At 72.6% G+C, this 21,901-nt stretch carries 20 protein-coding genes and 1 pseudogene; 11 read left to right on the forward strand and 10 right to left on the reverse strand.

Annotation, left to right across the window (positions count from 1 at the left end; genetic code table 11):
* Window positions 1-79: 79 nt before the first annotated feature.
* From ACWCPM_RS04425 to paaA, 5 genes are read right to left on the reverse strand one after another with little or no spacing between them, the layout of a single operon-like run.
* Window positions 80-1,138, reverse strand: a complete 1,059-nt coding sequence (locus ACWCPM_RS04425; protein WP_450974624.1) for a 2Fe-2S iron-sulfur cluster-binding protein — start codon at window positions 1,136-1,138, stop codon at window positions 80-82.
* Window positions 1,138-1,674, reverse strand: a complete 537-nt coding sequence (gene paaD, locus ACWCPM_RS04430) for a 1,2-phenylacetyl-CoA epoxidase subunit PaaD (protein WP_450974625.1) — start codon at window positions 1,672-1,674, stop codon at window positions 1,138-1,140. The genes ACWCPM_RS04425 and paaD overlap by 1 nt, the downstream gene beginning before the upstream one ends.
* On the reverse strand, window positions 1,668-2,387 hold the full coding sequence (paaC, locus tag ACWCPM_RS04435; protein ID WP_450974626.1) for a 1,2-phenylacetyl-CoA epoxidase subunit PaaC: 720 nt from the start codon (window positions 2,385-2,387) through the stop codon (window positions 1,668-1,670). The genes paaD and paaC overlap by 7 nt, the downstream gene beginning before the upstream one ends.
* Entirely contained in the window at window positions 2,384-2,671 is a 288-nt protein-coding gene (gene paaB, locus ACWCPM_RS04440; RefSeq protein ID WP_450974627.1) for a 1,2-phenylacetyl-CoA epoxidase subunit PaaB, read from the reverse strand. The genes paaC and paaB overlap by 4 nt, the downstream gene beginning before the upstream one ends.
* A complete protein-coding gene (gene paaA, locus ACWCPM_RS04445) occupies window positions 2,668-3,666 on the reverse strand; it encodes a 1,2-phenylacetyl-CoA epoxidase subunit PaaA (protein ID WP_450974628.1) in 999 nt (332 codons plus the stop codon). Before paaA ends, paaB begins: the two co-directional genes overlap by 4 nt.
* Before the next feature lie 238 nt (window positions 3,667-3,904).
* Here paaA and ACWCPM_RS04450 point away from each other — a divergent pair, with 238 nt between their 5' ends.
* From ACWCPM_RS04450 to ACWCPM_RS04460, 3 genes are read left to right on the forward strand one after another with little or no spacing between them, the layout of a single operon-like run.
* The gene (locus ACWCPM_RS04450; RefSeq protein WP_450974629.1) at window positions 3,905-4,660 is read left to right on the forward strand and encodes a DUF5819 family protein; all 756 of its coding nucleotides are present in this window, start codon (window positions 3,905-3,907) and stop codon (window positions 4,658-4,660) included.
* Window positions 4,657-5,883, forward strand: coding sequence for an HTTM domain-containing protein (locus ACWCPM_RS04455; protein WP_450974630.1), 1,227 nt, complete (start codon window positions 4,657-4,659; stop codon window positions 5,881-5,883). The genes ACWCPM_RS04450 and ACWCPM_RS04455 overlap by 4 nt, the downstream gene beginning before the upstream one ends.
* On the forward strand, window positions 5,880-6,665 hold the full coding sequence (locus ACWCPM_RS04460; RefSeq protein ID WP_450974631.1) for a TrmH family RNA methyltransferase: 786 nt from the start codon (window positions 5,880-5,882) through the stop codon (window positions 6,663-6,665). The genes ACWCPM_RS04455 and ACWCPM_RS04460 overlap by 4 nt, the downstream gene beginning before the upstream one ends.
* A 4-nt stretch (window positions 6,666-6,669) precedes the next feature.
* Here the strand turns inward: ACWCPM_RS04460 and paaN are convergent, their stop codons facing one another.
* The gene (paaN, locus tag ACWCPM_RS04465) at window positions 6,670-8,361 is read right to left on the reverse strand and encodes a phenylacetic acid degradation protein PaaN (protein ID WP_450974632.1); all 1,692 of its coding nucleotides are present in this window, start codon (window positions 8,359-8,361) and stop codon (window positions 6,670-6,672) included.
* A 160-nt stretch (window positions 8,362-8,521) separates the two neighbouring features.
* Between paaN and ACWCPM_RS04470 the strand changes: the two genes are divergently transcribed.
* Complete coding sequence (locus ACWCPM_RS04470; RefSeq protein ID WP_450974633.1) at window positions 8,522-10,036, forward strand: 3-hydroxyacyl-CoA dehydrogenase; 1,515 nt, start codon at window positions 8,522-8,524, stop codon at window positions 10,034-10,036.
* Window positions 10,033-10,623, forward strand: coding sequence for a TetR/AcrR family transcriptional regulator (locus ACWCPM_RS04475; protein WP_450974634.1), 591 nt, complete (start codon window positions 10,033-10,035; stop codon window positions 10,621-10,623). The genes ACWCPM_RS04470 and ACWCPM_RS04475 overlap by 4 nt, the downstream gene beginning before the upstream one ends.
* Before the next feature lie 43 nt (window positions 10,624-10,666).
* On the opposite strand, the gene ACWCPM_RS04480 is transcribed toward ACWCPM_RS04475, so the two are convergent.
* Window positions 10,667-11,167, reverse strand: a complete 501-nt coding sequence (locus ACWCPM_RS04480) for an Lrp/AsnC family transcriptional regulator (RefSeq protein ID WP_450974635.1) — start codon at window positions 11,165-11,167, stop codon at window positions 10,667-10,669.
* A 175-nt stretch (window positions 11,168-11,342) separates the two neighbouring features.
* On the opposite strand from ACWCPM_RS04480, the gene pdhA reads away from it, so the two are divergent.
* The 5 genes from pdhA (at window position 11,343) to ACWCPM_RS04505 (ending at window position 17,756) form a co-directional block, all read left to right on the forward strand.
* Entirely contained in the window at window positions 11,343-12,476 is a 1,134-nt protein-coding gene (gene pdhA / locus ACWCPM_RS04485; protein ID WP_450974636.1) for a pyruvate dehydrogenase (acetyl-transferring) E1 component subunit alpha, read from the forward strand.
* Entirely contained in the window at window positions 12,473-13,477 is a 1,005-nt protein-coding gene (locus ACWCPM_RS04490; protein ID WP_450974637.1) for an alpha-ketoacid dehydrogenase subunit beta, read from the forward strand. The genes pdhA and ACWCPM_RS04490 overlap by 4 nt, the downstream gene beginning before the upstream one ends.
* Window positions 13,477-15,018, forward strand: a complete 1,542-nt coding sequence (locus ACWCPM_RS04495; protein ID WP_450974638.1) for a dihydrolipoamide acetyltransferase family protein — start codon at window positions 13,477-13,479, stop codon at window positions 15,016-15,018. The genes ACWCPM_RS04490 and ACWCPM_RS04495 overlap by 1 nt, the downstream gene beginning before the upstream one ends.
* A 54-nt stretch (window positions 15,019-15,072) precedes the next feature.
* On the forward strand, window positions 15,073-15,978 hold the full coding sequence (locus tag ACWCPM_RS04500; protein WP_450974639.1) for an NTP transferase domain-containing protein: 906 nt from the start codon (window positions 15,073-15,075) through the stop codon (window positions 15,976-15,978).
* Window positions 15,979-16,160: 182 nt separating this feature from the next.
* The gene (locus tag ACWCPM_RS04505; protein WP_450974654.1) at window positions 16,161-17,756 is read left to right on the forward strand and encodes a molybdopterin molybdotransferase MoeA; all 1,596 of its coding nucleotides are present in this window, start codon (window positions 16,161-16,163) and stop codon (window positions 17,754-17,756) included.
* A gap of 63 nt (window positions 17,757-17,819) precedes the next feature.
* Here ACWCPM_RS04505 and ACWCPM_RS04510 read toward each other — a convergent pair whose 3' ends face one another.
* Window positions 17,820-18,929, reverse strand: coding sequence for a potassium channel family protein (locus ACWCPM_RS04510; RefSeq protein ID WP_450974640.1), 1,110 nt, complete (start codon window positions 18,927-18,929; stop codon window positions 17,820-17,822).
* Window positions 18,930-19,104: 175 nt separating this feature from the next.
* On the opposite strand from ACWCPM_RS04510, the pseudogene ACWCPM_RS04515 reads away from it, so the two are divergent.
* Window positions 19,105-19,800, forward strand: a pseudogene (locus tag ACWCPM_RS04515) (potassium channel family protein); the annotation flags it as partial.
* A gap of 203 nt (window positions 19,801-20,003) precedes the next feature.
* Here the strand turns inward: ACWCPM_RS04515 and ACWCPM_RS04520 are convergent.
* Window positions 20,004-20,852: an ABC transporter permease gene (locus ACWCPM_RS04520; RefSeq protein WP_450974641.1), complete on the reverse strand. Its 849-nt coding sequence runs from the start codon at window positions 20,850-20,852 to the stop codon at window positions 20,004-20,006.
* A complete protein-coding gene (locus tag ACWCPM_RS04525; protein WP_450974642.1) occupies window positions 20,849-21,868 on the reverse strand; it encodes an ATP-binding cassette domain-containing protein in 1,020 nt (339 codons plus the stop codon). Before ACWCPM_RS04525 ends, ACWCPM_RS04520 begins: the two co-directional genes overlap by 4 nt.
* Window positions 21,869-21,901 lie beyond the last annotated feature (33 nt).

The raw sequence follows: 21,901 nt of genomic DNA on the forward strand, positions 1-21,901 counted from the left end.
CGGCTCCAGCTGTCTGACGGAGCGTCAAGATAGAACAGGTTCTAGAAGAAGGGAATGGGCGGCGCGGGCACCCCGTCGTCTACCGGTCGAAGTCCAGCTCCACCTTCTCCGTCACCGGATGCGACTGGCAGGCCAGGACATATCCCGCCTGCGTCTCCTCCCGCTCCAGCGCGAAGTTGCGGTCCATCCGCACCTCCCCGGAGACCAGGAAGGCCCGGCATGTGCCGCACACCCCGCCCTTGCAGGCGTAAGGGGCGTCGGAACGGTTGCGCAGCACCGTCTCCAGCAGTGACTCACCGGTCTGGACCGGCCAGGTCCCCGCGCGGCCGTCGAGCCGGGCGGTCACCGTGCTGTGCGCGGGGGCGGTCGACGGGGCGGCGGCCGGAGCGGCGTCGACGTGGAAGATCTCCTCGTGGATCCGGTCGCGCGGGACGTCGAGTCCGCGCAGCGCCCGCTCGGCCTCCTGCACCAGCCCGAACGGCCCGCACAGGAACCAGCCCGCCACGTCGGCCACCGGCAGCAGCGCCGGCAGCAGCCCCGAGAGCCGCTCGTGCTCGAGCCGTCCGGTCGGCAGCCCTGCCTGCTGCTCCTCCCGGGAGAGCGCCGTCACCAGCTGGAACCGCTCGGGGAAGCGGTCCTTCAGGTCGGCGACCTCCTCCAGGAACATCGTCGAGGCGGCCGTACGGTCGCTGCGGATCAGACAGAACCGGGCGCCGGGCTCGCGCGCCAGCAGCGTCGTCGCGATCGACAGCACCGGTGTGATGCCGCTGCCGCCGACGACCGCGGCGTACAGCCCGGGCGCGGGGTCCAGGGTGAAGCGGCCGGCCGGTGTCATCACCTCCAGCTCGTCACCGACATTGATCTCCTTGAGCGCGTACGTGGAGAAGGCGCCGCCCTCCACCAGCCGCACGCCCACCCGCAGGGAGCGCGGTCCCGCGCCGTCCTGAGGTGCCGGGGAGCAGATCGAGTACGTCCGCCGGATGTCGACGCCGTCGACCGTGCGGCGCAGGGCGATGTGCTGTCCCGGTGCGTGACGGAACGCCTCGCGCAGCTCCTCCGGGACCGCGAGTGTGACGGCGACGGCGTCGTCGGTCAGCCGGTCGACCGCGGTCACCGGGAGCGTGTGGAAGCGGGCCATCACAACTCCTTGAAGTGGTCGAACGGTTCACGGCAGGACAGGCAGCGGCGCAGCGCCTTGCAGGCCGTGGAGGAGAAGCGGCTCAGCAGCTCGGTGTCGGCGCTGCCGCAGTGCGGGCAGCGGACCGGCTCGGCCTCTCCGGCCGCTGCCGTGAGCGTGCGCACCGGCCCCAGCTCCAGCGGCACCGGTCCGGACTCCGCGCGTACGCGCGGCGGCGCGATGCCGAACTCTTCCAGTTTGCGGCGCCCTTCGGGCGTGATGTCGTCCGTCGACCAGGCCGGCGAGAGCACCGTGCGGACGGTGACGTCCCGCACGCCGTGCTCGTGCAGGGCGCGCTCGATGTCCAGGGACATCGCCTCGACGGCCGGGCAGCCGGTGTACGTCGGGGTCAGCTCCACCTCGACCGCGTTCTCGCCGCACAGGTGCACCGCGCGCAGGACGCCCAGCTCCCGCAGGGTGAGGACGGGCAGCTCGGGGTCGAGGACCGAGCCGGCGATCGCGATGAGCTCCTCCTCCAGGGCGGTGGTGGTCACCATGACGCCCCCGGGTGGCTGCGGTGCAGATGCTGCATCTCGGCGAGCATCCGCCCGAACGACTCGGTGTGCAGGCCCTGGCGGCCCGCTCCGGCGCTCCACGCCCCCGTCTGCGGCCCGGTGGGGACCGTGAGGGTCGCGCGGCGCAGGACCTCGCCGACGGACTCCTGCCAGGCCGCCCTCAGCCGCTCGCTGTCGACGTCCAGGCCCTCCACGGGCTGGAACATCTCGCCGGTCAACCGCCACAGCGCCTCGCAGGCCCGCCGCATGCGCTCGTGGCTCTCCTGCGTGCCGTCGCCGAGCCGCAGGGTCCACTGCTCGGCGTGGTCGCGGTGGTAGGCGACCTCCTTGACGGCCTTCGCGGCGAGCGGGGCGAAGGGGCCGTCGCCGGTGGCCAGTTCGGCGTACAGCAGGTGCTGGTAGGTCGAGAAGTACAGCTGGCGGGCGATGGTGTGGGCGAAGTCGCCGCCCGGCTGCTCCACCAGCTGGAGGTTGCGGAAGGCGCGCTCCTCGCGCAGGTACGCCAGCTCGTCCTCGTCGCCGACCAGCGACAGCAGCACACGTGCCTGGCCGAGCAGGTCCAGCGCGATGTTGGCGAGGGCGACCTCCTCCTCCAGGACCGGGGCGTGGCCGGCCCACTCGCCGAGGCGGTGGGAGAGAACCAGGGCGTCGTCGCCCAGGGCGAGGGCGGCCGTGGTGGGAATCGTGGTCGTCACAGGTGCCGCACCCCCTCGGGGATCTCGTAGAAGGTGGGGTGGCGGTAGGGCTTGTCGGCGGCCGGCGCGAAGAACGGGTCCTTCTCGTCGGGCGACGACGCGGTCACGGCGGAGGAGGGCACGACCCAGATCGAGACGCCCTCGCCGCGGCGGGTGTAGAGGTCGCGCGCGTTGCGCAGGGCGAGCTCCGCGTCCGGGGCGTGCAGGCTGCCGGCGTGGGTGTGGGACAGGCCCCGGCGCGAGCGCACGAAGACCTCCCACAGGGGCCAGTCGGTGTTCGTCATGCGCGCGTCGCTCCTGTCTCGCTGTGCTTGACCGCGTACGCCGCGGCCGCCTCCCGTACCCACGCGCCCTCTTCGTGGGCCTGCCTGCGCTGGGTGATGCGCTGGTCGTTGCACGGGCCGTTGCCCTTGAGCACGTCCCAGAACTCCGTCCAGTCGATCGCCCCGAAGTCGTGCTGTCCCCGCTCCTCGTTCCAGCGCAGGTCCGGGTCGGGCAGGGTGAGGCCGAGGGACTCGGCCTGGGGGACGCAGATGTCGACGAAGCGCTGGCGCAGCTCGTCGTTGGAGTGCCGCTTGATCTTCCAGGCCATCGACTGCGCCGAGTGCTGCGACTCGTCGTCGGGCGGGCCGAACATCATCAGGGACGGCCACCACCAGCGGTCCACCGCGTCCTGCGCCATGGCGTGCTGCTCGGGGGTGCCCTTGCTGAGGGCCAGCAGCAGCTCGTAGCCCTGGCGCTGGTGGAAGGACTCCTCCTTGCAGATCCGGACCATCGCGCGTGCGTACGGGCCGTAGGAGCAGCGGCACAGCGGCACCTGGTTGGTGATTGCCGCGCCGTCCACGAGCCAGCCGATCGCGCCGACGTCCGCCCAGGTCAGCGTGGGGTAGTTGAAGATCGAGGAGTACTTTTGGCGGCCGCTGTGCAGCTTGTCGAGCAGCTCGTCACGGCTGGTGCCGAGGGTCTCCGCGGCGCTGTACAGATACAGGCCGTGGCCGGCCTCGTCCTGGACCTTGGCCATCAGGATGGCCTTGCGGCGCAGCGAGGGCGCACGGGTGATCCAGTTGGCCTCCGGCTGCATGCCGATGATCTCGGAGTGCGCGTGCTGGGCGATCTGCCGGACCAGCGTCGCCCGGTAGGCGTCGGGCATCCAGTCGCGCGGCTCGATGCGCTCGTCGGCGGCCACGGCGGCGTCGAAGGCGTGCTCGAAGCCGGCCGTGTCGTCCCTTTCGCCGCGGGACGCTGTGTGGTCCGTCTCCTGCGCGGCTGCTGTCGCCATGGGGCCCCCTCGACCTCTGGGTCTGTCCGGAGCACGCTCCCGACCGATCGTTCGGTTCGTGCGATTCCATGGTCGGGCGGGCGCCGTAAGGTGTCAACCGCTGTGGAAAACCCGTCGGCGCGGCCGTGGGCGAGCTGATCGAACGGGCTGTGCCCGGTGGGGCGGCCTGAGTACCGTTCGCGTGCGAGGGGGCAGCCCGCGGCGGAGAAGGACCGGAACGGGACGGAATCGGGGCGTAATGGACGCGCAGGGCGCGAAGGACACGTACGACAGGGGTGCCGGCGTCCCGCCCGGGCGGGACGAGCCGGGCACGCCCCTCGACGTGCGCGCGCCCCTGCCGGAACCGCCCACGGGTGTCGCCGGCCTCTCCCCGCGCTACCAGGTGGGCGTCGCGCTGGCCCTCGCCGTCGTCGCGATAGCCGTGTGTGTGCACCTCGGGATGGTGTTTCTGCACGTCGCCCCGTCGAACACGGTCTCGAAGCAGCACAGCGAGTCGATCGACGACTGGGTCTACCCGGAGTTCGAGCAGAACTGGAAACTCTTCGCGCCGAATCCGCTGCAGCAGAACATCGCCGTCCAGGTCCGCGCCCAGATCCGTACGACCGACGGCGGCAGCCGGGTCACCGGCTGGTACGACCTGTCCGCACGGGACGGCGAGGCCATAGACGGCAATCCGCTGCCGAGCCACACCCAGCAGAACGAGCTGCGCCGCGCCTGGGACTTCTACACGGCCGCGCACGACGGCGACAACCGCCCCTCGGGCCTGCGCGGCGCGCTGAGCGAGACATACATGCGCCGGATCGTGGTGATGCGCCTGGACCGCCTGGAGGTGGCCGGGCCGAACGGTTTCCTCGAGCGGGTCCAGATCCGCTCGAGGACCACCGGCGTGCGCCCGCCCGAGTGGAGCGAGGAGCGGATCTCCCTCGAACCGGTGTACCGGGAGCTGCCCTGGTGGTCGGTGCCGCGGGACGAGACCGCGGGCGGTGACCGGTGAACCGCTTCGCCCTGGCGGTCTCCCGCGGCGTGGCCCGGGTGACCGGGTCCGCCCTCGGCCCGTACCAGACCGCCGTGATCCGGATCGGCTTCGGCGTCACCTGGCTGCTGTTCCTGCTGCGGGAGATCCCGCACCGGCAGGAGCTCTACGGCCCCGACGGCCCGTGGAGCTGGGATCTCGCCGAGCAGCTGGTGGGCGCGAACGGCGCCTTCACCGCGCTGCTGTGGTCCGACGGCCGGTTCTGGTTCGAGACCGTCTACGCGCTCGGCGTGCTCTCCAGCCTCCTGCTGGTGCTGGGCTGGCGTACCCGCACCATGTCCGTGCTCTTCATGGTCGGTGTGCTCTCGCTGCAGAACCGCAGTGTCTTCATGGGCGACGGCGGCGACAACGTCCTGCACCTGATGTGCGTCTATCTGGTGTTCACGCGCTGCGGCCAGGTCTGGTCGCTGGACGCCCGCCGCGCCCGGCGCACCCGCGAGGCACACGCGCGCGGGGAGGCGGTCACCGACCGGACGGGCCCGCTGCTGTGGGGTGTGCTCGGGCTGGCGCTGGTCGGCGTCACCGCACTGGGCCGGCTGGACGGCGACTGGGTGATCCCCGCGCTGCTGTGGGGCGTGTGGGTGGCGCAGGCCCTGTGGTGGCTCGTCGGGCGCCTCACCCGGACCGGCGAGCCGCGGATCATGCTTGACGTGATCGCCGACGTCCTGCACAACGGCGCACTGTTCGTGATCATGGCCGAGGCCTGTCTCATCTACGCGACGGCCGGCTGGTACAAGGTCCAGGGCTCCCGCTGGCAGGACGGGACCGCCGTCTACTACCCGCTGCAACTGGACTACTTCTCCCCGTGGCCCGCGCTGGCGGACCTGTTGTCCAGCAGCGGCACGGTCATCATGCTCATCACCTACGGGACCGTGATCGTGCAGGTCGCCTTCCCGTTCACACTGTTCGACCGCCGGGTCAAGAACGTGCTCCTGGCCGTCATGATCATCGAGCACGCCGTGATCGCCGTGGTGCTCGGGCTGCCGTTCTTCTCGCTGGCGATGATCGCGGCGGACGCGGTCTTCCTGCCGACGTCGTTCCTGCGCCGCCTGGAACACTGGAGCGCACGCGCGCGGGGGCGCCTGACGCGCCGCCGTCTTCCCAAGGTGCCCGCACAGCGGACCGCGGACGACGCCGAGCGCCACGGGGACGCGGAACAGACCCACGTAGGCTTCAGGGCATGAACGACCCCGCGGACAGGGGCGCCGGCGGCTCCGCGCCGCAGCCGGCGGGCGCCTGGCACCGGCTCGCCGGGACCTGTGTGCTGCTCGACGGCTTCCACGCGCTCAAGCACGCCCTGCGGTTCGGCGCCGAGGTCCCCCTCGCGGTCACCGCCGACCGCGAGGCCGCGCTCGCCCTCGCCGAGGAGCTCGCCCCGGACCTGAGGCAGCCGCTGGCCGAACTGCTCACCGAGGTCCCGGAGCCGGTGTACGCCTCCCTGGTGCCACGCCCGCATCCCACCGCCGTGGCCGCCCTGGCCGTACGGCCGCCTCGCGAGGACAACCTGCGGGCGCTCGCCCGCACTCCCCGCGGCGCCCCCGTCGTCGTCCTCGACCAGCCGCGCAACCTCGGCAACGCCGGGGCCGTGATCCGGCTCGCGGCCGGTTTCGGGGCGACCGGAGTGGTCACGACGGGCACGCTCGACCCCTGGCACCCCACCGTCGTCCGCGGCGGCGCCGGACTGCACTTCGCTACCGCGGTGGAGCGGCTGGACGTCGGGGCACTGCCACCCGGGCCGCTGTTCGCCCTCGATCCGGAGGGCGAGGACATCCGCGGCCTGAAGCTGCCGGACGACGCCCTGCTCGCCTTCGGGTCGGAGCGCAGCGGCCTGACGGCGGACGTACGCGCGCGTGCCGACCATCTGGTGGCACTGCCGATGCGCCCCCAGGTGTCCAGCTACAACCTCGCGACCAGTGTGGCCATGACGCTGTACCACTGGAGTGCCACCGGGGGCGCGGCGGCCTGAGGGCTCACGCGTCCCGGCGTACCTCCACCACCCGGAACCGGTTCGCGACGAACGCCCCGTCGGTCAGCGCCGAGTTGGCCGCCGGGTTGCCGCCCGAGCCGTGGAAGTCGGAGAACGCGGCGGTCTGGTTGACGTACACCCCGCCCGTCAGGTTCAGCGAGAGCTGCGCGGCCTCCTCCAGGCAGGCCTCCTCGACCGCCCGCTCGACGTCGGCGTCGGTCGTGTAGGCGCCGACCGTCATCGCGCCCTTCTCCCGGACCGTCCGGCGCAGCAACTCCACCGCGTCGGCGGCGGAGTCGACGGCGACGGCGAAGGCGACCGGGCCGAAGCACTCGCTCATGTAGGCGGCCTCGTCGTCGGGCTTGGCGCCGTCCAGCTTGACGACGACCGGCGTGCGGACCACCGCGCCCGGGAACTCGGGGTTGGTGATCTCCCGGGAGGCGAGGGCGACCTCGCCGAGGCCGGCCGCGGCCTCCAGACGGGCCTTGACGTCCGGGTTGACGATGGCGCCGAGCAGCGCGTTCGCACGCGCGTCGTCGCCGAGCAGGCCGTCGACCGCCTGGGCGAGGTCGGCGGTCACTTCGTCGAAGGACCTGTGCCCCTGGTCGGTGCTGATGCCGTCGCGGGGGATCAGCAGGTTCTGCGGGGTCGTGCACATCTGGCCGCTGTAGAGCGACAGCGAGAACGCCAGGTTGGACAGCATCCCCTTGTAGTCGCCGGTCGACTCCACGATCACCGTGTTGACGCCGGCCTTCTCCGTGTAGACCTGCGCCTGACGGGCGTTGGCCTCCAGCCAGTCCCCGAACTCCGTCGAGCCGGTGTAGTCGATGATCCGGATCTCGGGACGGACCGCGAGCGTCCGGGCGATGCCCTCACCGGCGCCCTCCGCGGCCAGCGCGACCAGGTTCGGGTCGAAGCCGGCCTCCGTCAGCACCTGGCGCGCGACCTGCACGGTGAGCGCCAGCGGCAGCACCGCGCGCGGGTGGGGCTTGACCAGGACCGCGTTGCCCGTGGCCAGCGAGGCGAACAGGCCCGGGTACCCGTTCCACGTCGGGAAGGTGTTGCAGCCGATCATCAGGGCGATCCCGCGCGGCACCGCCGTGAAGCGCTTGGTCAGCGCGAGCGGGTCACGCTTGCCCTGCGGCTTCGTCCACTCCGCGGTGTCGGGGGTGCGGACCTGCTCCGCGTACGCGTACGCGACCGCTTCCAGACCGCGGTCCTGGGCGTGCGGGCCGCCCGCCTGGAACGCCATCATGAACGCCTGGCCGGAGGTGTGCATGACCGCGTGCGCGAACTCGTGCGTCCGGTCGCTGATCCGCTTGATGATCTCCATGCAGACCATGGCCCGGGCCTCCGGCCCCGCGTCGCGCCAGGCGCCCTGGCCGGCCCGCATGGCGGGCAGCAGCGCGTCGACGTCCACGTGCGGGTAGCTGACGCCCAGCTCGATGCCGTACGGGGAGGCCTCGCCGTCCACCCAGCCGTCCGTACCCGGCTGGCCGAGGTCGAGACGGGTGCCGAGCACCGCGTCGAACGCGGCCTTGCCCGCGGCCGCGTCCAGGCTGCCGTTCTCCCCGTAGGCCTTCGGGTGTTCGGGGTGCGGGGACCAGTACGCGCGTGTGCGGATCGCCTCCAGCGCCTGGTCGAGGGTGGGCCGGTGCTGGGCGAGCAGCTCCTGGGCGGTGAGTTCGGCGGCCATGCGGGACCAACTCCTCGTCTTGTGAACTCTTCGTCGAGCTCATGACCTGGGAAAAAACTGAGGCGGGATCGGGCGGTCAGAGTTAGAGTAACCGAACGATCGGTCGGTTCAAGGGGGTCCGCCGCATCTGTGGAAAACCCCGTGCGGGAGGATCGCGTTCATGACAGCACTCGACCTCAGCAGCCCCGTGGCCGTAGTCGGCTGCGGCACGATGGGCCAGGGCATCGCGCAGGTGGCGCTGGTCGCGGGCCACCCCGTACGGCTGTACGACACCGTCCCCGGGCGTGCCGACGAAGCCGCCGCCGCCATCGGCGCCCGGCTCGACCGGCTCGTCGAGAAGGAACGGCTGAGCGGCGCCGACCGGGACGCCGCACGGGCCCGCCTGCTGCCCGCGGAGAGCCTCGCCGAACTCGCCGACGTCTCCCTCGTCGTCGAGGCCGTCCTGGAGCGGCTGGACGTCAAACAGCACCTGCTGCGCGAGCTGGAGGACGTCGTCGCCGAGGACTGTCTGCTCGCGACCAACACGTCGTCCCTGTCGGTCACCGCCATCGGCGGCGGCCTGCGCACCCCGGGCCGCTTGGTCGGCCTGCACTTCTTCAACCCCGCCCCGCTGCTGCCGCTGGTCGAGGTGGTCTCCGGATTCGCCACCGACGTCACGTCGGCCACGCGCGCGTACGAGACGGCCCGCGTCTGGGGCAAGACGCCGGTCGCCTGCGCCGACACCCCGGGTTTCCTCGTCAACCGCATCGCCCGGCCCTTCTACTCCGAGAGCTTCGCCGTCTACGAGGGTCAGGGCGCCGACCCCGCCACCATCGACGCCGTGCTGCGCGAGTGCGGGGGCTTCCGGATGGGCGCCTTCGAGCTGACCGACCTCATCGGGCAGGACGTCAACGAGTCGGTGACGCGGTCCGTGTGGGAGTCCTTCTTCCAGGACGTGCGCTTCACGCCCTCGCTCGTCCAGCGCCGCCTGGTCGAGTCCGGCCGGCTCGGCCGCAAGTCCGGACAGGGCTGGTACGACTACCGGGAGGGCGCCGAGCGCCCCGAACCGCACACCGCGGAGCCCGCCGAACCGCCCGCGTACGTCATCGCGGAGGGCGACCTGGGTCCCGCGTCCGAACTGCTCCCGCTGATCCGCGAGGCGGGCATCCTGGTGCGCGGGGAGGAGGAGGACCACGGCACGCGGTTCGTGCTTCCCAGCGGCGGCCAGCTGGTCCTCGCCGACGGCCAGACCTCGGTGGAGTACCGGGACGTCGTCTACTTCGACCTCGCCTTCGACTACCGCCGGGCCACCCGCGTGGCCCTGTCCGCCTCCCAGGACACCGCCCCGCAGACCCTCGCCGAGGCGGTCGGGCTGTTCCAGGCGCTCGGCAAGAAGGTCAGCGTCATCGGGGACGTCCCCGGAATGATCGTCGCCCGGACGGTCGCGCGGATCGTCGACCTCGCGTGCGACGCCGTCGCCAAGGGCGTGGCCACCGAGGAGGACATCGACACGGCGATGCGGCTCGGCGTCAACTACCCCCTCGGCCCCTTCGAGTGGAACAGCCGGCTCGGCCGGGGATGGGCGTACGACCTCCTGGAGGAGCTGGACCTGCGCGAGCCGTCGGGACGCTACGCGCCCTCCCTGGCGCTGTACCGCCAGGGACACGCCGCGGACAAGCGGGAGGGCACCCCATGAGCACCGCCAAGCGCGACACCTACACCCCGGAGACCCTGCTCTCGGTCGCCGTCCGGGTCTTCAACGAGCGCGGCTACGACGGCACCTCCATGGAGCACCTCTCCAAGGCGGCCGGCATCTCCAAGTCGTCGATCTACCACCACGTCACGGGCAAGGAGGAGCTGCTGCGCCGGGCCGTGAGCCGGGCCCTGGACGGGCTCTTCGGCATCCTCGACGAGGAGCACGCGCGCGGGGGACCCGCCTCCGCGCGGCTGGAGTACGTCGTCCGGCGCATGGTCGAGGTGCTCATCGCCGAACTGCCGTACGTGACGCTGCTGCTGCGGGTGCGCGGTAACACCGGCACGGAGCGGTGGGCGCTGGAGCGGCGCCGCGACTTCGACCACCGCGTCGCCGAGCTGCTGAAGGCGGCCGCCGCGGAGGGCGACGTGCGCGGCGACGTGGAGGTGCGGCTGGCCACCCGGCTGGTCTTCGGCATGATCAACTCGATCGTCGAGTGGTACCGGCCGGACGGGCGCGGCATGGGGGAGCGCGAAGTGGCCGACGCGGTCACCCAGATGGTGTTCGAGGGACTGCGCCGGGCGCGCTGAGAGCCGTCTGCTGAGAGCCGTCTTCGGCCGCCGGCCCGGCGGCTCAGCCCTGGGGTTCCAGGTCCTCCTCCTCGAACACCAGCAGCGTGCGCGTGCTGAGTACCTCGGGGATCGCCTGGAGGCGGGTCAGCACCACCTCGCGCAGCGCCCGGTTGTCGGAGGTGTGCACCAGCAGCAGGACATCGAAATCGCCCCCGACGAGGGCGATGTGCGAGGCGCCGGGAAGCCGTCTGAGCTGCTCGCGCACGGTGCGCCACGAGTTCTGGACGATCTTCAGGGTGATGTAGGCCGACGTCCCGTGCCCCGCGCGTTCGTGGTTGACGCGGGCGCCGAAGCCGCGGATGACGCCGTCCTCGACGAGCCGGTTGATCCGGGCGTAGGCATTGGCCCGTGAGACGTGCACCCGCTCGGCCACCGACCGTATCGAGGCGCGGCCGTCCGCCTGGAGCATCCGCAGGATGTCCTCGTCGATCGCGTCGAGGGGGCGCGGCGGCGGCGGGGCGGTGCCGGCCTCCGTCCCTTCGGCCATTTGTTCAGATGCCATGTCCCCCCACCTCTCTACCATGGACGTAATGCGTCCATCTCAGGTTGTGGAGAACCGTTTGTCCACAGCCACGGGGGGCCTGTAGCCAAAATGTGCCGTCGACCGAACAATCGGTAGGTGAGGCGCATCACAGACGAGCGCCTCCCCGAAGCCGCTCCCACGAGGAGGTGCCGTCATGACGGTCATGGAGCAGCGTGGCGCGTATCGGCCGTCGCCACCGCCCGCCTGGCAGCCCCGCACCGACCCCACGCCGCTGCTGCCCGACGCGGCTCCGTACCGCGTGCTCGGCACCGAGGCCGCCGCCAAGGCCGACCCCGAGCTGTTGCGCCGGCTGTACGCGCAGCTGGTGCGCGGGCGCCGCTACAACGCGCAGGCGACCGCGCTCACCAAGCAGGGCCGCCTCGCCGTCTACCCGTCCAGCACCGGCCAGGAGGCCTGCGAGGTCGCCGCCGCGCTGGTCCTCGAAGACCGTGACTGGCTCTTCCCCAGCTACCGCGACACCCTCGCCGCCGTCGTCCGGGGCGTCGACCCCGTCGACGCGCTCACCCTGCTGCGCGGCGACTGGCACACCGGCTACGACCCGCACACCCATCGCGTGGCCCCCCTGTGCACCCCGCTCGCCACCCAGTTGCCGCACGCCGTCGGCCTCGCGCACGCCGCCCGCCTCAAGGGCGACGACGTGGTCGCGCTGGCGATCGTCGGTGACGGCGGCACCAGCGAGGGCGACTTCCACGAGGCGCTGAACTTCGCCGCCGTGTGGCAGTCGCCGGTCGTCTTCCTGGTCCAGAACAACGGCTTCGCGATCTCCGTCCCGCTCGCCAAGCAGACCGCCGCGCCCTCCCTGGCCCACAAGGCCGTCGGGTACGGGATGCCGGGCCGCCTGGTCGACGGCAACGACGCCGCCGCCGTGCACGAGGTGCTCGCCGACGCCGTGCGCCACGCGCGCGCGGGTGGCGGTCCGACGCTCGTCGAGGCGGTGACGTACCGACTGGAGGCGCACACGAACGCCGACGACGACAAGCGCTACCGCGCGGAGTCCGAGCTCGACGCCTGGCGCGACCACGACCCGATCACGCTCCTGGAGCGGGAGCTGACCGCGCGCGGCTGGCTCGACGAGGCCGGTGTGCGCGCCGCGCGCGAGGACGCCGAGACACTCGCCGCCGACATGCGCGCCCGGCTGAACCAGGACCCCCGGCTCGACCCCATGGAGCTGTTCGACCACGTCTACGCCGAGCCGACCCCGCAGCTGCGGGAGCAGCGGGCCCTGCTGCGGGCCGAGCTGGAGGCCGGGCAGGAGGAGCTGTCATGACCACGGTTGCCGTGAAACCCGCGACCATGGCCCAGGCCCTGACCCGCGCACTGCGCGACTCCATGGCCGCCGACCCGACCGTGCACGTCCTGGGCGAGGACGTCGGCACCCTCGGCGGCGTCTTCCGCGTCACCGACGGCCTCGCCAAGGAGTTCGGCGAGGACCGCTGCACGGACACCCCGCTCGCCGAGGCGGGCATTCTGGGCACCGCCGTCGGCATGGCGATGTACGGGCTCAGGCCGGTCGTCGAGATGCAGTTCGACGCGTTCGCCTACCCGTCGTTCGAGCAGCTGGTCAGCCATGTGGCGCGCATGCGCAACCGCACGCGCGGTGCGATGCCCCTGCCGATCACCATCCGTGTCCCCTACGGCGGCGGCATCGGCGGCGTCGAGCACCACAGCGACTCGTCCGAGGCGTACTACGTGGCGACTCCGGGGCTCCACGTCGTCACGCCCGCCACCGTCGCCGACGCCTACGGCCTGCTGCGGGCCGCCATCGCCTCCGACGACCCGGTCGTCTTCCTGGAGCCCAAGCGCCTGTACTGGTCGAAGGACGCCTGGAACCCGGAGGAGCCGGGGACCGTCGAACCCATCGGCCGCGCGGTGGTGCGGCGTTCCGGCCGGAGCGCCACGCTCATCACGTACGGCCCGTCGGTGCCCGTCTGCCTCGAAGCCGCCGAGGCGGCCCGGGCCGAGGGATGGGACCTCGAAGTCGTCGACCTGCGCTCCCTGGTGCCGTTCGACGACGAGACGGTCGCGGCCTCGGTGCGACGGACCGGGCGAGCGGTCGTCGTCCACGAGTCGGGCGGGTTCGGCGGACCGGGCGGTGAGATCGCGGCCCGGGTCACGGAGCGCTGCTTCCACCACCTGGAGGCTCCGGTGCTGCGCGTCGCCGGGTTCGACATCCCCTACCCGCCGCCGATGCTGGAGAGGCACCATCTTCCTGGCGTCGACCGCATCCTGGACGCCGTGGCGCGTCTGCAATGGGAGGCCGAGAGCTGATGGCACAGGTGCTGGAGTTCAAGCTCCCCGACCTCGGGGAAGGGCTCACCGAGGCGGAGATCGTGCGCTGGCTGGTGCAGGTCGGCGACGTCGTCGCCGTCGACCAGCCGGTCGTGGAGGTGGAGACGGCCAAGGCGATGGTCGAGGTCCCCTGCCCCTACGGCGGTGTGGTCACGGCCCGTTTCGGCGAGGAGGGCGCGGAGCTCCCGGTGGGGGCGCCGCTGCTGACCGTGGCGGTGGGCGCGGAGGTCTCCGGTCCGCAGGGGCCCGGCGCGGGGTCGGCTTCCGGCCCGGTACCGGGTTCCGCTCCGGTGCCCGTCTCGGGTTCCGGTGCACTTGACGGCGGCTCCGTGACCGTTTCGGCCAACGGCTCGGCCGCGCGGTCCGGCGGCGGCTCCGGCACAGGCTCGGGCAACGTCCTGGTGGGCTACGGCACGGGTGCGCCTCCGGCGCGGCGCCGGAGGGTGCGGCCGCAGGCTCCGATAGCTCCCCAGCGGGCCGCCGGGGACACTCGGGCCGCCCCGGCCACGGGATCTCCGGCAGCCCGGGCCGACGACCACCTCGACGGCCGGCCCGGCGACCGTCTCGACGGCGACGGTAGCCGTGGTGAAGGGCCCGTGCCGGTGATCTCGCCGCTCGTGCGGCGGCTCGCCCGTGAGAACGACCTGGATCTGCGGGAGCTGACGGGTTCCGGCCCCGACGGACTGATCCTGCGCGCCGACGTGGAGTACGCGCTGCGGGCCGCCGCCGCGCAGGGCCGTTCCGCGCAGCCCGCCACACGCGTGTCTCCCTCGCGGACCGCCGCCGCCGGCGCCCCGGCCGACACCGCGCCGGCCACCGCCGCCGTCACCTCCGGCACCCGCGTCCCCCTCAAGGGCGTCCGCGGCGTCGTCGCCGACAAGCTCGCGCGCAGCCGGCGGGAGATCCCGGACGCGACCTGCTGGGTGGACGCGGACGCGACGGAGCTGATGCGGGCTCGCACCGCGATGAACGCGGCGGGCGGTCCCAAGATCTCCCTGCTCGCGCTGCTGGCCCGGATCTGCACCGCCGCCCTCGCCCGGTTCCCCGAACTGAACTCCACCGTCGACATGGCGGCCCGGGAGATCGTCCGGCTGGACCAGGTGCACCTGGGCTTCGCCGCGCAGACCGAGCGGGGACTGGTCGTCCCGGTCGTCCGGGACGCGCACACCCGCGACGCGGAGTCCCTGACCGCCGAGTTCGCCCGGCTGACCGAGGCGGGCCGGGCCGGGAGGCTCACCCCCGCGGAGCTGACCGGCGGCACCTTCACGCTGAACAACTACGGCGTCTTCGGTGTCGACGGCTCCACGCCGATCATCAACCACCCCGAGGCGGCCATGCTCGGCGTCGGCCGGATCATCCCCAAGCCCTGGGTGCACGAGGGCGAGTTGGCGGTGCGGCAGGTCGTCCAGCTCTCGCTCACCTTCGACCACCGGGTGTGCGACGGCGGCACGGCGGGCGGTTTCCTGCGCTATGTCGCCGACTGCGTGGAACAGCCGGCGGTGCTGCTGCGCACGCTGTGATCGGGCGGTCCGCCCGCGTTCCCCGAGACGGTGGGCGGACCCCATACTCAGGGGGTGAGCGAGAAGCAGCGCACCGCGTCGGGCGACCTCGGTTACGACGCCGTGGTGCTCGCCGGCGGTGCCGCGCGGCGGCTCGGCGGGGCCGACAAGCCCGGCGTACGCGTGGGCGGCCGCGCGCTGCTGGACCGGGTGCTCGCCGCCTGCGCCGACGCCCGGGCCACCGTCGTCGTCGCCGAACCCCGGCCCACGGCACGGCCCGTGGCCTGGGCGCGCGAGGACCCGCCGGGCGGGGGGCCACTTGCCGCCCTCGCGGCCGGGCTGCCGTCGGCCGGCACGGGCCGGGTGGTCGTCCTCTCCGCGGACCTACCGTTCCTCGCCGCCTCGACGGTCAAAGGTCTGCTCACCGCGTTGGAATCGGGCACCGCCGACGGCGTGTTGCTCACCGACCCGGGCGGCCGCGACCAGCCGCTCGTGGCCGCGTACCGGGCGGACCGCCTGCGCGCGACGCTCTCGGACCTCGCAGGCCGGCACGGCGGCCTCACCGGCCTGCCGCTCCGGCTCCTCACCGCCGAACTGCACCTCACCCGCGTCCTCGACCCCGTCGCGTCCTTCGACTGCGACACCTGGGACGACATCGCCACCGCCAGGTCACGTATCAGGGAGCATGGTCTCGTGCTGGACGAATGGATCTCCGCAGTCAAGGACGAACTGGGCATCGACATCGACGTCGACACCGGCGTCCTGCTCGATCTCGCCCGCGACGCGGCCCACGGGGTGGCCCGGCCCGCGGCACCGCTGACCACCTTCCTCGTCGGTTACGCCGCGGCCCGCGCCGGCGGTGGCCCCGAAGCGGTCGCCGAGGCATCGCGCAAGGCCGCCGCCCTGGCGTCGCGCTGGGCGGAGGAGGACGCCGCCAAGGACGGCGGGCCCTCCGCCGAGCCTCGCCCGGACGCCGGATGAACGCCCCCGGCGTCCATGACGGCGAGGTCGTCGACGAGCGCAACCCCGACGGCCGTGGCACCGAGGGCCGGGACATCCAGGACCCGGGCGTCGGCGACCGCAGCGTCCAGGAGGGCAAGGGCCGCACCGTCGAGGACCGGAGCGTCCTGGAGGGCAAGGGCCGCACCGTCGAGGACCGGAGCGTGGGCCGCACCGTCGACGACCGGAGCGTCCCGGAGGGCAAGGGCCGCACCGTCGAGGACCGGGACGTCGAGGAGGCACTGGCACTCGTGAAGGAGGACCGGGACAAGGTTCGTCACCGGGGCAACGCCCTTCACCGGGACAGCGCGGCTCACCGTGAGAATGCAGCTCACCGGGACGGCGCGGCTCACCGTGAGAGTGCGGACCATCGGGACGGCGCAGTTCGCCGGGAGGCCGACGCTCACCGGGACGGCGCCCTCGTCGGCGACGGCGCCGGGCTCTCCGCCGCCCCCGGCGGTTCCGGTGGCCGCACCGCACGCCCCCAGGACCGCGCCCCGGTGCAGGACACCCCCCGGCCGGCCGGCCACCGGCACGGCACGCCACAGGACCGGCATCACCAGGCCACCCCCTGGCCCGAGGCCCGCGAGATCGCCGCCAGGGCCGCCAGGACCCGCGTCCGCGGTGCCCCCGTCACGCTCCCCCTCGTCGCGTCCCTCGGCCTGACCCTGGCCGTCCCCCTCACCGCCCTCACCGACCTCCCCTCCTTCGACACCTCCGCGATGGACGGCTGGGCGGTCGCCGGGCCGGGCCCCTGGATGGTCCGGGAGGACGGCGTCCTCGCGGGCCACGCGTCCCCCGCGCGCCTCGATGACGGCGAGGCCGTCCGGATCGCCACCGGCGCCCGGGTCCCGCCGGACACCACAGCCGTACTGCGCAGCGAGCACGGCCGCACGGACGGCCGGGGCAGACTGCACGCCACCCGCGACCCCGGTCACGGCCAGGACATCCGCCCGCGTGGTCAGGAGTGTCGTAGCGGCGACCGGTTGCTGCCGCCGGGCACGCTCGTGACGCCCGCCGTGCTGGGCCTTGCCGCTGCGGCCGGGTACGACACCCTGACCGCCGTCCCGCGCCCGCGCGCCGAGGTCTTCGTCCTGGGCGACGAGCTGCTCACCGAGGGACTCCCGCACGACGGCCTGATCCGCGACGCCCTCGGCCCCATGCTGCCGTCCTGGCTGGAGGCGATGGGCGCGGAGGTCACGGGTGTGCGGAGGATCGGCGACGACGCCGACGCCCTGTACGAGGCGATCACGGCCAGCGACGCCGATCTCGTCGTCACCACCGGTGGCACCGCCTCCGGCCCGGTCGACCATGTCCAGCCGACACTGCGTCGCATCGACGCGGAACCTCTGGTCAACGGGGTCAAGGTGCGCCCGGGCCACCCGATGCTGCTGGCCCGTACCGGGGAGAACCAGCACCTCGTCGGCCTGCCCGGCAACCCCTTGGCGGCCGTCTCGGGGCTCCTGACCCTCGTCGAACCCCTGCTCCGTACGCTCGCGGCACGCCCGGCCCGGGAGCCGAACGCGCTGCCCCTGCGGGACGCCGTGCAGGGGCACCCGTTCGACACACGGCTCGTCCCCGTCACACTGCGCGCCGACCGGGCGGTGCCGCTGCACTACAACGGTCCGGCCATGCTGCGTGGCGTCGCCGCCGCGGACGGCCTCGCCGTCGTGCCGCCCGGTGGGGCACGGCCCGGTCAGGCGGCGGAAATCCTCGCCCTCCCGTGGGCCACGGCGGGCCCCGGGGTGTGTTTCACGTGAAACATCGACGACGCACCGTGATCGTCGCCCTCGGTGCTGCTCGCCATACCGTGGGACCACGCGTCAGGCGGTGACCACCGGTCGGCTCACCGTGATGACCCGGTCCCCCGCCCGCAGCTCCGTCCGCCACCCGTCGGTGTAGCCCAGCATCTTCCTGTCCCGTACGACCGCCACCACCAGGTCGGCGCATTCGCGGGGCGTTCGGCCCACCTCGGCCGACGTCACCGGCCGTTCGATCAGGTCCATCCCTCTGCCGAGGGTCATCAGATCCTCCAGCGTCCGGGCCACGGCGGGGCTGGCCGTGAACTTGCCGAGCAGTCGGCCGGCCGAACTGGAGGTGGTCACGACGGTGTCGGCACCGCTCTGCTTGAGCAGCGGCACGTTCTCGTCCTCGCGGACCGCGACGACGATCGTGGCGTGCCGGTTCAGCTGGCGTGCGGTGAGGGTGATCAGGGTGGCCGTCTCGTCGCGCTGCGGGGCGATGATCACGCGGGTGGCACGCTGGATCTCCGCCTTGAGCAGGGTCTCCGAGCGGGTGGCGTCACCGGTCACCGCCACGAGCCCGTCGTCGCCGGCCGCGTCTGCCGTCTTGCGCTGCGCGTCCACGACGACGATCCGCTCCTTGCCGATGCCCTGCCCGACCAGGGTCTCGATGGCGTGCCGGCCCTTGGTGCCGTACCCGATGACCACGACGTGGTCCCGGGTGCGGGCGCGCCAGCGATGGATGCGCACCTGCTGGCGGGTGCGCTCGGTGAGCACTTCCAGGGTCGTGCCGACGAGAATGATCAGGAACAGCACGCGCAGCGGTGTGATGACGAAGATGTTGGTGAGCCGGGCGGTCTCGCTGACCGGGGTGATGTCGCCGTACCCGGTGGTGGAGAGGGTGACGGTGGCGTAGTACGCGGCGTCGAGCAGGTCGACGGGGCCGTCGGAGTTGTCGGTGTACCCCTCGCGGTCGACGTAGACGATCAGGACCGTCAGGGCGAGCACCAGTATGGCCACGGACAGGCGCTTGAGGACCTGCTGGAGCGGCGGTACGACGTTCTGCGCCGGCATGGTGATGGAGCGGCCCGCCTCGGCGTCGGCGCGGGCCTCCTTGCGCGAGCGGCTCCAGAGGGACCGCAGCAGCGCGGACCTCGCCCCCTGCGCGGTCGGCTGCTCGTCGTCCTTCATGGCTGGCCCCCTGCGGCGTAGTCCGTCGGTCGGGTCCATCGTTTCGCACGGCACCCGGTGCGGACGCCGTGCCCCCTGTCCCGACACGCCGACCGGGGTGGGCGCTCGTCCGGACGCTCGGTAGCGTCGGACCAGACGTCTGGGAGCCGTACCCGCTCGGCTCCCCGCACATGCCCGCTGGAGGTTCTCCTTGCGCGACCACACCGTCGTCGTCGGCTTCGGAACGAAGGGCCGGGCGGCGATCCAGGCCGTCTGTGCCACGGGGCTGAAGAAGGACCGGGTCGTGGTGATCGATCCCAGCGCCAAGGCGATCGACGCGGCGACGGCCCAGGGCTACGCCGCCGTGCTCGGGGACGCGACCCGCAGTGACGTGCTGAAGCGGGCCGAGGTGCAGCGGGCGCGGCAGATCATCATCGCGACCCAGCGCGACGACACGGCCGTGCTGGTGGCGCTGACGGCCCGGCAGCTCAACCAGGGCGCGACGATCGTGGCCGCGGTGCGCGAGGAGGAGAACGCGCCGCTGCTGCGGCAGTCCGGCGCGGACGAGGTCATCACCAGCGCCGGCGCGGCCGGGCGGCTGCTCGGTCTGTCGGTGCTCAGCCCCACCGCCGGACTGGTCATGGAGGACCTGATCCGTCAGGGCAGCGGCCTGGACGTCGTCGACCGGCCGGTGACGCGTGCGGAGGTGGGCCGTAGCCCGCGCGAGACCGAGGATCTGGTGATCAGCGTCGTCCGCGGCCACCGGGTGCTGCACTACGACGACCCGGCCGTTCGGACGCTGGAACTGACCGACCGGGTGATCACCATCGCGTCGCGGGCCGCGCCCGGGACGCCGGGCGGAGACACCCCGGAAACGGCGTCGTCGCCCCGCGCGGCGCCCGAGATGCCCCGGAGTACCGCACAAGGAATCCCCCGGGCTGCCGCTCAGGAAAGGCCCCGACACCCCGCCGCATCCGACAGGCCCCGGCCTCCCGCCGCATCAGACAGGCCCCGGCCTCCCGCCGCGTCCGACAAGCCCCACGTCACCGACGAGTAGCCCCGCACCCCTTGCGGGGCCACATCCTCGTCAGGGAACTACTTGCGGTTGTACAGCCGCATCGTGATCGGCCCGAAGACCAGGAGGAACAGCCCGGCCCAGCCCAGCGACCACGCGACCTCGTCGGCGGGCCAGTCGCCGCCCATCAGCCCGCGCACCGCGGAGGCCAGGTGGGTGACCGGGCTGTTGTTGACGAAGGCCTGGAGCCAGCCCGGCATGGTCCGCGGGTCGACGAACACGTTGGACAGGAAGGTCAGCGGGAAGATCACCATCATGCTGACGCCCATCACCGACTTCTCGGTGCGCAGCATCAGCCCGAACATGGTCCAGATCCAGGAGAACGCGAACGAGAAGACCACCAGCAGCGTGATTCCGGCGAGCACACCGCCGACCCCTCCGTCCGGCCGGTAGCCGAGGATCATGCCGACGGTCAGCATCACCACGGACGCGATCGTGTAGCGCAGCGCGTCGCCGAGCAGATAGCCGACCATCGTCGCCGGCCGCCAGATCGGCAGGCTGCGAAACCGGTCGAAGACACCCTTCTCGATGTCCGTGTTGACCGAGACGCCCGTGTACATCGTGATCATCACGACGGACATCACCAGGATGCCGGGCAGCAGGAACTGGATGTACTCCTTCGGTGAACCCGCCAGCGCCCCGCCGAACAGGTACGTGTACATCAGCACCATCATGATCGGGAAGGCGGTGACGTCGAAGAGCTGCTCGGGTACGTGCTTGATCTTCAGGATCGCGCGCCAGCCGAAGGTCAGCGAGGCCGACAGGGCGCTCGGCCGGGGCGGCCGCTCCTTGGCCACGAGCAGCGCGGCGAGCGACTCCGTGCTGACGGGGGCGAGTTCCTTGGTCTCGGTGCCGGTCGCGGTGCTCATGCGGCTGCCCCGTCCTTCGCGTCGTGAGCCCGTGGCTCGTCGTGCGCCTTGGTGTCGTGTCCGGTGAGGGCGAGGAAGACCTCGTCCAGGCTCGGCTGGCCCAGTGAGAAGTTGTCGACGACGACGCCGGCGCGCGCCAGTTCGGCGAGTGCCGCGGCGGCCTGCCCGGCGGCGCCCCGGCCGCCGTCGCCGCCTACGCGCGCCGTGAGCGCCACCGGGTCCGGCTCCAGCTGCACATCGGCCCGGAGCACCTGCCGCAGCAGCCGCGAGGCCTCCGGCCGCTGGTCCGCCTCGCGCAGCCGCAGATGGACGGAGCCGGCGCCGACGGACGCCTTGAGCTCGCCCTTGGTGCCTTCGGCGATCACCTTGCCGCGGTCGATGACGGCGATCCGGGAGGCCAGTTGGTCGGCCTCGTCCAGATACTGCGTCGTCAGCAGCACGGTCGTGCCCTGGGCGACGACCGCGCGGACGATGTCCCACACCTGGTTGCGGCTGCGCGGGTCGAGACCGGTCGTCGGCTCGTCCAGGAACAGCAGGTCGGGCGTGTTCAGGATGGACGCGGCGATGTCGATGCGGCGCCGCATGCCGCCGGAGTAGTTCTTGACCTGCTTCGCGGCCGCGTCGGAGAGCCCGAAGGCTTCCAGCAGCTGGGCGGCGCGCTCCCGCGCGGCCTTCTTGTGGTGGCCGAGGAGGCGGCCGAGCAGCACGAGGTTCTCGGTGCCGGTCAGGTCCTCGTCGACGGACGCGTACTGCCCGGTCAGGCTGACCCGGCCGCGTACCTCGTCCGCCTCCCGGACGACGTCGTGACCGAAGACATGGGCCTCGCCGCCGTCCGGCCGGAGCAGGGTGGCGAGCATCTTCACGGTGGTGGTCTTCCCGGCGCCGTTCGGGCCGAGGACGCCGTACACCGTGCCGGTGGGCACGGCCAGGTCGACGCCGTCCACGGCCCTCGTCTCGCCGAACGTCTTGACCAGGCCCGCTGTCTCGATGGCCAGACCGGGCGTCTGCTGGCTCATGGTGTGTTGTCCTTCCCCGTACTTGGGTAACGC

It is taken from the genome of Streptomyces sp. NPDC002309 (assembly GCF_053593375.1).